Genomic DNA, 12832 nt, shown 5'->3' on the forward strand with positions numbered 1-12832 from the left:
CCGCGAGATCCCCCTCCTCGTGGGCGTGGCCGTCCTCATCGCGCTCGTGCTGAAGACCTTCCTCCTGCAGGCCCTGCCCGAGGTGGGGTAGCGCCGAGGTAAGCCCAGAAGCCGCCGGGTCTTGAGCTTGGTGGGTCTTTTCAGCTCCCGGCGTGAGCCCCCCGAGAACGTTGACGCGGTTCTCGTACTCGCGGCGGGCCTTGCGCTGGGCCGGGATCGCCGCGGTGCCGTCAAGAGGCTGGCAGCGGTCGAGGAGTTGACGGTGGATCGCGGATACGGCAGTGACGCGCAGGGTGTAGCCCTGGGCGCGCCGTACGGTCACGCCCATGCTGCGGCGTAGGCGGCGAGTGAAGGCTCCAACAGGCCGAAGGCGCTGTCCGCCTCAGCGATGACGGCGGCGGAGATCCTGGCGTTGTCCTGGCCGGCGAGGGTGAGTTCCTGGATGCGCTGGAACAGGGTGCGGTGCACGGCACCGAGCAGGGCAGCGGCGGTGCGGGGGATGATGTCGCCGCGGGGTGTGCCGGTGGCATCGGCCAAGGCGTCGGCCAAGGCGGCCTCTCGCAGGTCGTGCAGGTCGCGCAGTCGAGCGGAGAGGGTGGGGCTGTCGGCGATCATGCGGGCGAAGTCGGGGCCGGAGAACCCGGCGACCGGGTCGGCGTCCGTGGCCGCGTCGGCGAAGGCGCGACGCAGGGCCGACAGGGCCGACTCGCCGGCCTGACGGCCGGTCACCGTACCGGCCAGGGAGGCGATGAAGGCGTCCTGGTGGTCCAGAGCCAGATCCTCCTTCCGCGGGAAGTAGTTGGTCACCGTCTTCTTCGCCACCCGCGCGGCGGCAGCGATCTCGGCAATGGTGGTCCGCTCGAAACCCTGGGCGAGGAACAAGCCGGTGGCGACGTCGGAGATGAGCTGCCGGGTCTCCTGCTTCTTGGATTCCCGCAGGCCGGTAGGGGGTGCGGACGAGCTGACATCAGTAGTCATGGAGCAATTTTACCCTCGTGGCATTTTTGTGTTGACGCCCTCAAGGGGACCAGCCTAAAGTTATGTCTGTAGTAAGTTTCATACGGGGCGACGAACGGATGTGCCCGTGCTCGAGTGCCGTCCTGTCGCCCTTCGGATCGCACCCGTCAAGATCGGCCCGGCTCTGACCGGGCGGACCACCGCGCCCGGGCTCCACCCCGTGGCACTCAGCGTCCCGCCCACGCTCTTGCCGCACTTGCTCGGCGGGTCCCCCGAAGGCCCGCAGTCTGCCGCGCCCCTCCGGTTACTGAACTGCGCTCACCCGACACCCGTACCTCCGCCTCCCGGAAACCACTGAGGAGAATCACCTTGCAGATCACTGCGTCCACCGTCGCGCTCACCGTCGACGACGTCGCCGCGTCCCAGCGGTTCTTGACCGCCCACCTCGGCTACGTCGAGCAGGCCGCTGCCGAAGGATTCGCCTCCCTGTCGCGCGGCGACGCCGCGATGGACATCGTCCTGCTCGCACGTGGCACCGCAGTGCTGCCGGCCGACCAGCGTGATCAGCACGCCTCCGGCCTGATCCTCGCCTTCACCACCACCGGCATCGAGATCGAGGAGAAGCGGCTGCGCGCCGAGGGTGTCGAGATCACTATGCCGCTGCGCGAGGAGCCCTGGGGCGAGCGACTTTTCCAGGTCACCGACCCCAACGGCGTGATTGTCCAGTTCGTCGAGTGGGTCACCCCGTCCGCCCCCGAGAACGCCTGAGGTCCCACCGCGTCAGGCCACATCCGGGCCGGCGCACGCGCCGCAGGTGCCCGGCGCGGCCGAGTGAGACCCCGGCGGGTGCTGCTAACACCCGGCCGGGGTTGTTTGTTGTCGCGAACGCTAGAGGTTCGCGACGGTGCGTCGCAAGCCGATCACGAAAAGTCAACACGGGCTGACGTGCGGGGGCTTCGGGGCGCCGGAGGGCGGGAGGGTGGGTGGGGTATTTCCGCCCGTTCCTTGGAAAAGGCGCTCGGGTCTCGCGGCTCGGAGCCCGGGGCTCAGGCTCCGGGGGCCGCGTACGCGAGGAAGGCGGCCCAGGCGCCCGCGGGCACGGCGAAGCGGGGGCCGCGAGTTCCGAGCTTCGAGTCACGGACGTGGACGGCGCGGGGCGTGGCGGCGGCTTCGGGGTGCGCGCCGCCAGAGGAATCGTTGCGGCACGACTCACCCCACGCGTAGGCGACTTCGAGGCACGCGCCGCCTTGGGAGTCGCTGTAGCTGGACTTGAACCACGCCAGCGTTTCGCTCATAACGACTGTGCCACCTTCCTGATGAACGCCGCCGATTCCTCAACTCCAAGAGCCTGCATGCGGATCATGCCATGCACCTGTGCCAGATCGCTGACCCGCGCGACGTCAGCATGCAGCACACTGGTCTCGGGGCCTTCGACGTAAGCAAAGCGCTCGCGCTCCGCGTTCTCAAGCAGGATGAAGGAGCCGTTCAACGCCACGCCATTGCACTTGCCGAAGGGCAGCACTTGGACGGCCACGTTCCGCAGCTCACCTCTCTCCGACAGGTGAAGCAGTTGCCGCCTCATGACCTCCCGTCCGCCTACCTCCGTGCGCAGCGCTGCTTCGTGGAGGACGAAGCCGTAGACGGTCTTGCTACGGCGGGTCAGCGCCTCCTGCCTGACCAGCCGCGCTCTGACACGCTCCTCAACTGTCTCGTCGTCCAGCGGCGGACAGCTTTCGCCGATCAGTGCGTGCGCGTATTCCCTCGTCTGCAGCAGCCCGGGGACCAGCGTCAGTGAGTAGTCGTGCACGGCGATTGCGTCCGCCTCCAGCGCCATGTACTCCTGTGACCGTGCCGGAAACGGCTCCGGCTTGAGGAACTCGTGGGCCGCCGCCAGTTTCCCTCGCGCCCCGCACATCTGGTCCGCGACCTGTAACAGCCGCAGTGTCGGCCGGCGCCTTCCGCACTCCATCGACTTCACGTACTCGTAGTCGTACCCCGCCTCGTCGGCGAGGGCCTGCCGGCTGATGCCCGCCTCCTCGCGCCACAGCTTGATCTGCCCGCCGCAGTACCGCCAGTTCTGCTGGGCCTGCTGGGACTCCCCCGAAGCCACGCGCCCCACCCGCCTCCCGCTGCCACGCCGTGTACAAGCACGCCGCGTACCCGTTCCGCCACTCGTGAGGTTAGGCGGCGGACAGCAGCCTGATCACCGCACACGACGGAGAATCACACGCAAGGGAACCAAGCCGCGCATGCCGACCCCGCCCCCGGGCCCCGACTCCCGCCCCTCCCCCGCCGCCCTCCCCCAGGACATCGAGTGGCGCCTGCCGCGTCACGCCCGCAGCGTCGGCCGGGCCCGCACGCTCCTGCGTGAGCAGGCCACGTCCTGGAAGCTCCCGGACGAGGTGACGGAGACCGCCGTCCTCCTGCTGAGCGAGCTGATGACGAACGCCTACCGCCACGCCAAGGTCCCCCCGGGCCGCGAGATCCGGGCCCGCTGCGTCCTGGAGGCGAACCGCCTCCGCGTCTCGGTGACGGACGCGGGCGACACGCTGCCCGCGCGCCGAGAGGCCGCACCCGACGACGAGTCCGGCCGGGGCCTGGCCCTGGTGGCGGCGCTGGCGCGGGAGTGGGGTGCCGAGCCGCGGGCCGCCGGGATCGGCAAGACCGTCTGGTTCGAGCTGAGCACTCCCGCGCCGTGAACCGCCGGTCAGGCGGCCGGTGTCATCCCAGGCCCCAGGCCTGGCCCAGCCGGTACGCGGCACACAGGTTCACGTCGAGGAAGTAGGACGCGGCGGTCCCGCACTGCGCGCTCCCGGTGCCGGGGTCGACGGGCTGCCCGTGTCCCATGCCGGTGATGCTGTACGTCTCGACGACGGCGTTGCCGCCCGGGCCCCGGAAGACCTGGTGGGGGTATCCGGCGACCGTGTCGCTGACGTCGGCCGTCTGGTCGGCGCCCTGGACGTCGGTCCACTGCCTCATCAGGTCGGTCATGTTGACGGGCTTGACGGTGTAGTCGGCCGTGCCCTGGAAGACGGTCAGCGTCGGCCAGGGACCGGTGTAGCCGGGCCGGGCGGCCCGCACCCGGTCGCCCCACTGCTTCGCGGTCTGGGTGGCGCCGACGTACATGCAGACGTACGGCGACCCGGCGGCCTGCGCGCAGCCGTACGGCAACCCGGCCGCGATCCCGCCCGCGGCGAACTTCTCCGGGTACGCCGCCATCATGACGGAGGTCATGGCGCCGCCCGCGGACAGTCCGGTGACGTACACGCGCCGGGCGTCGCCCGAGACGTCGGCGAGCTGCCGGTCGACCATCTGCGCGATGGACGCGGCCTCGCCCTGGCCGCGCTCGATGTCGCCGGCCTGGAACCAGTCGAAGCAGTTGGAGAGGTTGTTGGCGGACTGCTGCTGCGGCAGCACGACGGAGAACCCCCAGCGGTCGGCGAGCTGGGTCCATCCGCTGTTGTTGCCGTAGCCGGCGGCGTCCTGCGTGCACCCGTGCAGCGCGACGACGACGGGCCGCCCGGCGGACAGGCCGGGTGGGACGTACCGGAACATGCGCAGGGCGCCGGGGTTCGTCCCGAACCCGGTGACCTCCTGCAGGGAGACGGCCGCCGTGGCCCTGCCGGGCGCGAGCAGGGCGGCGAGCAGGGCGACCAGCAGGGTCGCCAGGACGGTGAGGTGACGTGCGGCTCTGGTGTGTGTCATGTCCGCGGAAGGTAGAAGCCTCAACGTCCCGCCGATATGGGGTGGGGCCCCACAAGTGGAGGCCCTCCTCCTGTGCCCAGGCCCCCGAGACACCCACCGGACCAACCGGCGGATCACCGCACGGCCGGCCTGCACCCGCTCCGCGGACCCATGAGCCCGTCGTCTGTCACTGGCCCGGCTCCGTGCGGGCCGCGAGGTGCCGGATGTTGGAGGCTTCCTCCAGTAGGGCTCTGGCCTCGGCAGCATCGGCGCACTCGTAAGCGGCTCGGTGTTCGAGATCGGTGACGTGCGCGTCGAGTTCCGGATCGCGGGCGATGGCGTACTCACCCCACCAGCGAGCCATGAAGGCGGGCACGGTGGTGACGTCGTAAGCATCCGCCACGTACCGCTTCCAGTGCGCGTCGAAGTCGGGCAGCAGTTGAGGGGCGTGCTGCGCGATGGCCGCCCGCAGGGCCTTGGGATTCCGGTCCGGCATGGGCGGGACCCCTGGTGTGTGTGAGGCAGCTGTCGTCATCGATCCTCCGAGGCGGCACGAAGGCATGCAGGGCGCCATGTCCGTCCTCACGGTACCGCCCTCAGGCGCCCCCGGTCGCCGGACCGCGGCTGGGGCACTCCCAGGCGCACGACGAAGGCCCCGCCGCTCGGGAGCGGCGGGGCCTTCGCCCACATGGGTGGGAGGCTCGGCGGCCTCCCGATCGTGGAGATGGCGGGAATCGAACCCGCGTCCAACGGTGCGGAACCAGGGCTTCTCCGTGTGCAGTCCGCTTCGCTTTTCTCGGCCCCGGAGATCACGCGGACAAGTCTCCGACGGGCTCAGTCACTGTTTGGTTTCCCTCTTCACCCCGTGACCGGGATCAAGGTTTAGTTCCCTAGCTGATGCCAGGATCCGGGTCGGGAACAGCCCCGGGCTGACACTCCCATTAGGAGGCTCGCTCTGCTACCTGAGATCAGGCAGCGAGGGCGAAGGCCTGGGAGGAATCGCGCTTGGTGTTGGCGATTATTTTTTTCGGCCTGTGGTTTACGAGATCATGGCCGCTTCCTCGACACGCTTCCCCTGCTTCGACAACCGCTGTCGAAACCGATCATCCCCATGTTGATTTTTCAAACCGCGCCCCTCGCAAGGAGGGACTGCCGCACCGGCTGTGCGGTGCGATGCCATCGTACGTGACCAACACATGTCGGTGCCAGCGTATTCCGGCGGGCGCCCCGGCCGCCGTCCCCCGAGGGGCCGCGGACCGTGGCACCTCGTACAACGGGGCCGGGCGCCGGGACATTCCCGCCCGGCCGCGGACCCGCCGGGGGGAAGTCCCGGAGCCGGGCCTCAGGCCCGCTGCCGGCGCCGGACCGCCGACACCGCGCGGTCGGCCTCGCGCCGGTCCTGCTTCTCGCGCAGCGTCTGCCGCTTGTCGTACTCCTTCTTGCCCCTGGCCAGCGCGATCTCGACCTTGGCCCGGCCGTCCTTGAAGTACAGGGCGAGGGGCACGATCGTGTGACCCGTCTCCTGGGACTTGGACTCCAGCTTCTCGATCTCCTCGCGGTGCAGCAGGAGCTTCCGCTTGCGGCGGGCGCTGTGGTTGGTCCACGTGCCCTGGCTGTACTCGGGCACGTGCACGTTGTACAGCCACGCCTCGTGGCCGTCGAGCTGGACGAAGCCGTCGACCAGCGACGCACGGCCCTGGCGCAGCGACTTCACCTCGGTGCCGGTGAGGACCATGCCGGCCTCATAGGTGTCGAGGATGTGGTAGTCGTGCCGCGCCTTCTTGTTCTGCGCGATCAGCTTGCGCCCTTTTTCCTTAGCCATAGTGCCGCCCATTTTCGCACTACGGAGGGGGTTGCGGGCCAGTCGATTGATGGATCGCCGGGCGCGCCGCCCGGCGTCACCCCTCCTGCGGTACTTCCATCTCCCCGAGGCGGGACCAGTCGTCCTGGGGGACGGTGACGTTCACGATGCGGGGGGTCTCAGCCAGGTAGCGCGGGAGGGTCTGGCAGGCGGTCCTGAAGTGCTCGGACCGGACGTGCGCCGCGCCGGCCTCGTCGTCGCGGAACGCCTCGGTCAGCAGGTACTCGGTCGGGTCCTCGACACTGCGGGCCCACTCGAACCACAGGCACCCCGGCTCACTGCGGGTCGCCTGGGTGAACTCCCGGGTGATCTCGGGCCAGGCGTCCGCGTGCTCGGGCCGCACACGGAACTTCGCGGTAATGAAGATCATCGGATTCCTCGCATGTCTTGTGCCGGTCGCTGCCGGCGGTCCGGGTGACCCGGAGGGCCGGGCGCTCCTCTTTCTACCCGCTCACGCGGCGGTGATCGCCACGTGGGACCTGCTTCACCTCGGCGGACGCCCCGGCGCGACGGCGGGGCGGGCGGTCCCGTACGTCTCGCACGGACGGGACGGACGGGACGGACGGGACGGACGGCTCAGGACGGATCGCCCAGACCGCTCAGGACGGTCTCCGCCCGCCCCACCGCGTCCTGACCGGCGTCCAGGTCGGGGGTGATGCCCCGGCCGTCGACGGCGCGGCCGCACGGGGTGCGGTAGTGCCCGACGGTCAGTTCGGCGACGGAGCCGTCGGGGAGCCGGGTCGGCATCTGCACCGAGCCCTTGCCGAAGGTGCGCGAGCCCACGACGACCGCGCGGCCCCGGTCCTGGAGGGCGCCGGTGAGCAGTTCGGCCGCGCTCATCGTGCCCCCGTCGACAAGGGCGACCAGGGGCCGGCGGGTGTCGCCGCCGGGGGCGGCGTGCAGGGCGCGCTGCTCACCGTCGACGTCGTAGGTGGCGACGAGGCCCCCGTCGAGGAACGCGGAGGCGGCGGTGACGGCCTCGGTGACCAGGCCGCCGGAGTTGCCGCGCAGGTCGAGGATGACCCCGGCGCCGGTGGGCGTCCCGCGCAGGGCGGCGCTCACCTTGCCGCCGGCGCCCTTGGTGAAGGCGGCGATCCGTATCACCGTGACGCCGTCGGCGAGCCGCCGCACGGTGACCGACTCGGTGGAGAGGCTGGCCCGGCGCAGCGTCCGGCTCCACTGGTGGGCCCCGCGCCGCAGTCCGAGGGTGACGGCCGTGCCGGCGGGCGCGTCGTCGGCGTCGCCGCGCAGCAAGGAGACGACCTCGGTGACGGGCAGCCCGTCCACCTTCCGGCCGTCGACGCGCAGCAGCCGGTCCCCCTCGCGGACCCCGGCGGCGGCCGCCGGGGAACCGGTCCGCACCCGGGTCACCTCGATCCGGCCGTCCCGCTCGCGCCGCGCCCACAGTCCGACGCCGGTGTACCGGCCGTCGAGCGCCTCCTCGAACTCCTCGTACTCGCCCGGGGAGTAGACGGCGCCCCAGCGGTCCCCGCTGCGGCTGACGGCCCGTTCGGCGGCCTCCATGGGGGACTTGCCGTCGGCCATCGCCTCGGCGGCCGCCCGGGCCACTTCGGCGTGCCGGTCGCCGGCGGGCGAACCGGCCGACTGCGCCGCGGACTTGCGGTCCGAGCCGGGCAGGGAGCCCGTCGCCGCACCGGCCACGAGCACGCTCGCGAACACCAATGTCAGGGCGGCCCCGCGGCCGAAGCGGCGGGGCTGGCAGAACAGGTCACGACCTGACATGCCGGTGAGTGTAGGACAACGCGCGAGGGCCGAACGGCTCGTTCACCGTCCGGCCCTCGCGGCATTCGTCACACCTTCAGATACTTGCGCAGCGCGAAGAACGCGGCCAACGCGGGCATCACCAGGCTCGTCGCGAGGATGAGCGGCAGCTTCGCCAGCACGGCGTCCCAGCCGATGAAGTTGATGAGGTTGAGCTTCTGCGACAGGGCCAGGCCGTGGTCGATGATGAAGTACCGCGCGACCACCAGGAAGCCGCACGCCACCGTGCCGCCGATGAGTCCGGCGACCGCGGCCTCCATGATGAACGGGGCCTGGATGTAGAAGCCCGAGGCGCCCACCAGGCGCATGATCCCGGTCTCCCGCCGACGGCTGAACGCCGAGACGCGCACCGTGTTGACGATCAGCATCAGCGCCACCACGAGCATCAGCGCCATGATCGCGCGCGCGGCCCAGTTCATGCCGTTGAGCAGCCCGAAGAGGTTGTCCAGGATGCCCTTCTGGTCCTGCACCTTCTGCACGCCGTCGCGCCCGTTGAAGGCGCTCGCGATGACCTGGTACTGCTCCGGCTTCTTCAGCTTGATCCGGTAGGACTCCTGCATCTGGTCCGGCGTGATGGAGCTGGCCAGCGGGGAGTCGCCGAACTGCTCCTTGTAGTGCTTGTACGCCTCGTCCTGCGACTCGTGGGCGACCTTGTCGACGACCGGCATCTTCTTCAGGTCGGCGAGGATCACCTTCTTCTGGTCCTCGGTGACCGCGCCCTTGGCGCAGTTGGGGTCGTTCTCGGCGTCGCTCTTGTTGCAGAGGTAGATCGAGACGTTGACCTTGTCGTACCAGTAGCCCTTCATCGTGTTGACCTGGTCGCTCATGAGGAGCGAACCGCCGAACAGGGCCAGGGACAGGGCGACGGAGACGACGACGGCGAACGTCATCGTCAGGTTGCGGCGGAGACCGACACCGATCTCCGACAGGACGAACTGGGCGCGCATGGCGTCTGGTCAAGCCTTTCCGACGTGAACTGTCAGTGCTGGTAGCCGTAGACGCCGCGCGCCTGGTCGCGGACGAGGCGGCCCTTCTCCAGCTCGATGACGCGCTTGCGCATCTGGTCCACGATGTTCTGGTCGTGGGTCGCCATCACCACGGTGGTGCCCGTCCGGTTGATGCGGTCGAGCAGCTTCATGATGCCGACGGAGGTCTGCGGGTCGAGGTTGCCGGTGGGCTCGTCGGCGATGAGCAGCTTGGGCCGGTTGACGAAGGCCCGCGCGATGGCCACGCGCTGCTGCTCACCGCCGGACAGCTCGCCCGGCCTCCGGTCCTCCTTGCCGCCCAGCCCGACCAGGTCGAGCACCTGCGGCACGGACTTGCGGATCTCGCCGCGCGACTTGCCGATGACCTCCTGGGCGAAGGCGACGTTCTCGCCGACCGTCTTGTTCGGCAGGAGACGGAAGTCCTGGAAGACCGTCCCCAACTGGCGGCGCATCTGCGGCACCTTCCAGTTGGAGAGGCGTGCGAGGTCCTTGCCCAGGACGTGCACCTGGCCGTGGCTGCACCGCTCCTCGCGGAGGACCAGCCGCAGGAAGGTGGACTTTCCGGAGCCGGAGGACCCCACGAGGAACACGAACTCGCCCTTCTCCACCTCCAGGGAGACATCCCTGAGCGCGGGGCGGGTCTGCTTGGGGTAGACCTTGGAGACGTTGTCGAATCGGATCACGGATGCACCACGGGTCGCCGGGGGTAGATGAGCGTGACCATACGCGAACCCGGTGTGCGAGCGCAGGCGCCGGTGGGTTTGCGCGGTGGTTGTGCGTTTTTGTACCGGGCGACGCGGGTAACACAGTCCGTCCCCCGGGACCCCGCGCTGAATTCCCGGGAACCTGGCAGAGTGGAGAAGGGAACGTTCGCGCGTCCCCGAGCGTTGTGTAGGTGGAACCGGTGCAAGGAGGGCGAGCGCATGACGTACGACCGGCTGGTGTGCGCGAGCTGCGCGGCGCCCGTGAGCGAAGGCCGGTGCCCCGTGTGCCGTGCGAACCGCGAGCGGCTGCAGCAGGAGAACTTCTTCGGAAGCCTGAACCCGATGACGCTGATCGCGCTGCTGGTGGTGCTGATCGCGGCGGTGGCGCTGCTGGCGCACCAGACGGTCTAGCACGCACGACGCGGACGTCCGACGGCAGCGTGAAGGGCCCGGAGCACGATGCTCCGGGCCCTTCACGTGTCAGGCGTGCGCACGCTCCGTGGAGCCTGCCACTACCGTCAGGCGGCGGCGCCGCCGCGGCCGCCCATCATGCGGGGCAGGACGCGGAAGCCGATACCGCCGGCGATCATCGTGGCGGCGCCGACCAGCAGGAACGCGGTCTGACCGGCACCGGTCTCGGCGAGCTCCTCGCCGTTGCCCTGAGCCGAGGGGTTGGACGTGTCCGCGCCGGTGTCGGTGAGGGCCGAGGTGCCGGCCTCCTGGGCGGAGTTGTCGTTGCCGCCGTTCACGTCGGTGCCGCCGCCGTTGGAGCCACCGCCGTTGCCGCCGCCGTGGTTGCCCGGGGTGCTGGGCTGGCCCGGGGTGCTGGGCTGACCGGGAGTGCTCGGCGGGGTGCTGGGCTGAGTCGGAGTGCTCGGCGGGGTGCTGGGCTGACTCGGAGTGCTCGGCGGGGTGCTGGGCTGACTCGGAGTGCTCGGCGGGGTGCTCGGCGGGGTCGGAGTGGTCGGCTCGCAATCGGGGTCGACCGAGATGTCGCAGGGGTCGGGGTCACCGCCCGTGGCGACGCCGACGCCGGCCGTCAGGTTGATCTCCAGTGCGGAGGCGGCGCCCGCAGCGGTCAGTGAGGCGCCCGCGGCGATCACGGCGCCCGCGGCTATGCGCGCGACGCGGATCCGCGTCTTCTTCGTCATGTGTGTGCTACCCCCAGTAGCTGATCGTCGATGAGGCCGCGCCCGGGGCCGTGATCAACGGGGGTAACTGAACGATGGAGCCCCCCGGTTCACATGCGCCCCTGCGTTACGCATGCCGCGGCTCACCTTTCCCATTTTTCAAAGCAGCGTCAAGGGCGTTGCGCACGTGATGTCCCGGTAAGTGATCTTTGCCGGAGGGAGAGCGGTGTGAGTGTGATGCAAATCCCGGACATCCGGCCACGAAAATGGCAACTGCCGCCTCAACGGCGGCAGTTGCCATGTCGACAAACTTACTTGGCCTGCTGCTCCTGCTGCTTGCGCCAGCGAATGCCGGCTTCGAGGAAGCCGTCGATCTCGCCGTTGAACACGGCCTCGGGGTTGCCCACCTCGCACTCCGTCCGCAGGTCCTTGACCATCTGGTACGGGTGCAGGACGTAGGAACGCATCTGGTTGCCCCACGAGTTGCCGCCGTCGCCCTTGAGCGCGTTCATCTTCGCCTGCTCCTCCTGGCGGCGCCGCTCCAGCAGCTTCGCCTGGAGCACGTTCATGGCGGTCGCCTTGTTCTGGATCTGCGAGCGCTCGTTCTGGCAGGAGACGACGATGCCGGTCGGCAGGTGCGTGATGCGCACCGCCGAGTCGGTCGTGTTGACGCCCTGGCCACCGGGACCGGAGGACCGGTAGACGTCGATGCGCAGGTCGGACTCGTCGATCTCGACGTGGTCGGACTGCTCGACGACCGGCAGGACCTCGACGCCGGCGAAGGACGTCTGGCGCCGCCCCTGGTTGTCGAAGGGGGAGATGCGCACGAGCCGGTGGGTGCCCTGCTCGACGGAGAGGGTGCCGTAGGCGTACGGGACCTGCACGGCGAAGGTGGTCGACTTGATGCCGGCCTCCTCCGCGTAGGAGGTCTCGTAGATCTCGGTCTTGTAGCCGTGCTGCTCGGCCCACCGCAGGTACATGCGCTGGAGCCGCTCGGCGAAGTCGGCGGCGTCGACGCCACCGGCCTCGGCGCGGATGTTCACCAGTGCCTCGCGGGCGTCGTACTCGCCGGAGAGGAGGGTGCGCACCTCCATCTCGTCGAGCGCCTTGCGCACGGCGGTGAGCTCGGACTCGGCCTCCGCGCGGGCGTCCGGGTCGTCCTCGGCCTCGGCGAGCTCGAAGAGCACCTCGAGGTCGTCGATCCTGCCGCGCAGGGACTCGGCCTTCCTGACCTCCGCCTGGAGGTGGGAGAGCCGGCTGGTGATCTTCTGCGCCTCGTCCGGGTTGTCCCACAGGGACGGCGCGGCCGCCTGCTCCTCGAGCACGGCGATGTCTGCCCTCAGCTTGTCGAGGTCCAGAACGGCCTCGATCGACTCCATGGTCGAGGAGAGGGACTTGAGCTCTTCGGATACATCGACGACTGCCACGCATCCAGCGTAACGGCTCCGCCAAGCGCTCAGCGCCGGGCGACGGCTCCCACCCCCGAGACGGCCCCCACCAGCACGGCGACTCGGAAGGTGACCGGGCGGTCGCCCGCAGTCACCGTGCGCGTTGCCCGCAGTGACCGCATACCTGTCCCACTGTCACCGCGCACCTCGGTCCCCACCGCCGCGCATCTCGCCCTCCGCCGCCGCGGACCCCACCCGCCGTCACCGCGCACCTCGGCCGCCACCACGGCGGATCTCGGCCGGGCGGGTACGGCCGGGGGCCGGGCGGCGCTGGGGAGGA

15 protein-coding genes and 1 other RNA gene are annotated in these 12832 nt (G+C 70.1%); 3 read left to right on the forward strand and 13 right to left on the reverse strand.

The annotated features are described in order from the left end of the window. Window positions 1–318 precede the first annotated feature (318 nt). Window positions 319–978, reverse strand: a complete 660-nt coding sequence (locus ACWDNY_RS15415; RefSeq protein ID WP_451646246.1) for a TetR/AcrR family transcriptional regulator — start codon at window positions 976–978, stop codon at window positions 319–321. A gap of 348 nt (window positions 979–1326) precedes the next feature. Between ACWDNY_RS15415 and ACWDNY_RS15420 the strand changes: the two genes are divergently transcribed. Further along, on the forward strand, window positions 1327–1725 hold the full coding sequence (locus ACWDNY_RS15420) for a VOC family protein (protein WP_451646247.1): 399 nt from the start codon (window positions 1327–1329) through the stop codon (window positions 1723–1725). A 278-nt stretch (window positions 1726–2003) separates the two neighbouring features. On the opposite strand, the gene ACWDNY_RS15425 is transcribed toward ACWDNY_RS15420, so the two are convergent. Together ACWDNY_RS15425 and ACWDNY_RS15430 are read right to left on the reverse strand one after the other, a co-directional pair. Then, a complete protein-coding gene (locus ACWDNY_RS15425; RefSeq protein WP_451646248.1) occupies window positions 2004–2252 on the reverse strand; it encodes a DUF397 domain-containing protein in 249 nt (82 codons plus the stop codon). Then, on the reverse strand, window positions 2249–3067 hold the full coding sequence (locus tag ACWDNY_RS15430) for a helix-turn-helix domain-containing protein (RefSeq protein ID WP_451646249.1): 819 nt from the start codon (window positions 3065–3067) through the stop codon (window positions 2249–2251). The genes ACWDNY_RS15425 and ACWDNY_RS15430 overlap by 4 nt, the downstream gene beginning before the upstream one ends. A gap of 139 nt (window positions 3068–3206) precedes the next feature. Here ACWDNY_RS15430 and ACWDNY_RS15435 point away from each other — a divergent pair, with 139 nt between their 5' ends. Then, a complete protein-coding gene (locus tag ACWDNY_RS15435; RefSeq protein WP_451646250.1) occupies window positions 3207–3656 on the forward strand; it encodes an ATP-binding protein in 450 nt (149 codons plus the stop codon). Window positions 3657–3678: 22 nt separating this feature from the next. Here the strand turns inward: ACWDNY_RS15435 and ACWDNY_RS15440 are convergent, their stop codons facing one another. The 8 genes from ACWDNY_RS15440 to ftsE all read right to left on the reverse strand — a co-directional run bounded on the left by ACWDNY_RS15440 (window position 3679) and on the right by ftsE (window position 9953). After that, a complete protein-coding gene (locus ACWDNY_RS15440) occupies window positions 3679–4662 on the reverse strand; it encodes an extracellular catalytic domain type 1 short-chain-length polyhydroxyalkanoate depolymerase (RefSeq protein WP_451646251.1) in 984 nt (327 codons plus the stop codon). A gap of 166 nt (window positions 4663–4828) precedes the next feature. Next, complete coding sequence (locus ACWDNY_RS15445; protein WP_451646252.1) at window positions 4829–5137, reverse strand: hypothetical protein; 309 nt, start codon at window positions 5135–5137, stop codon at window positions 4829–4831. A 220-nt stretch (window positions 5138–5357) separates the two neighbouring features. Further along, window positions 5358–5752, reverse strand: a transfer-messenger RNA (tmRNA) gene (gene ssrA, locus ACWDNY_RS15450). Between the two features lie 231 nt (window positions 5753–5983). Next, window positions 5984–6463 (reverse strand): SsrA-binding protein SmpB, encoded by a 480-nt coding sequence (gene smpB, locus ACWDNY_RS15455; RefSeq protein WP_451646253.1) that lies wholly within the window; start codon window positions 6461–6463, stop codon window positions 5984–5986. Window positions 6464–6539: 76 nt separating this feature from the next. Further along, window positions 6540–6872 (reverse strand): putative quinol monooxygenase, encoded by a 333-nt coding sequence (locus ACWDNY_RS15460; RefSeq protein WP_451646254.1) that lies wholly within the window; start codon window positions 6870–6872, stop codon window positions 6540–6542. A 206-nt stretch (window positions 6873–7078) separates the two neighbouring features. Next, window positions 7079–8245 (reverse strand): S41 family peptidase, encoded by a 1167-nt coding sequence (locus ACWDNY_RS15465; RefSeq protein WP_451646255.1) that lies wholly within the window; start codon window positions 8243–8245, stop codon window positions 7079–7081. A gap of 68 nt (window positions 8246–8313) precedes the next feature. Then, complete coding sequence (gene ftsX / locus ACWDNY_RS15470; RefSeq protein WP_451646256.1) at window positions 8314–9231, reverse strand: permease-like cell division protein FtsX; 918 nt, start codon at window positions 9229–9231, stop codon at window positions 8314–8316. 32 nt (window positions 9232–9263) lie between these two features. Then, window positions 9264–9953 (reverse strand): cell division ATP-binding protein FtsE, encoded by a 690-nt coding sequence (gene ftsE / locus ACWDNY_RS15475; protein ID WP_451646257.1) that lies wholly within the window; start codon window positions 9951–9953, stop codon window positions 9264–9266. A gap of 240 nt (window positions 9954–10193) precedes the next feature. Between ftsE and ACWDNY_RS15480 the strand changes: the two genes are divergently transcribed. After that, the gene (locus tag ACWDNY_RS15480) at window positions 10194–10385 is read left to right on the forward strand and encodes a hypothetical protein (RefSeq protein WP_451646258.1); all 192 of its coding nucleotides are present in this window, start codon (window positions 10194–10196) and stop codon (window positions 10383–10385) included. 107 nt (window positions 10386–10492) lie between these two features. On the opposite strand, the gene ACWDNY_RS15485 is transcribed toward ACWDNY_RS15480, so the two are convergent. Together ACWDNY_RS15485 and prfB are read right to left on the reverse strand one after the other, a co-directional pair. After that, entirely contained in the window at window positions 10493–11125 is a 633-nt protein-coding gene (locus tag ACWDNY_RS15485) for a hypothetical protein (protein ID WP_451646259.1), read from the reverse strand. 290 nt (window positions 11126–11415) lie between these two features. Beyond that, window positions 11416–12531 carry a peptide chain release factor 2 gene (prfB, locus tag ACWDNY_RS15490; RefSeq protein ID WP_451646260.1) on the reverse strand — a complete coding sequence of 372 codons (1116 nt, stop codon included), beginning with the start codon at window positions 12529–12531 and terminating at the stop codon, window positions 11416–11418. Between the last annotated feature and the right edge of the window lie 301 nt (window positions 12532–12832).

Source organism: Streptomyces sp. NPDC003697, assembly GCF_053587115.1.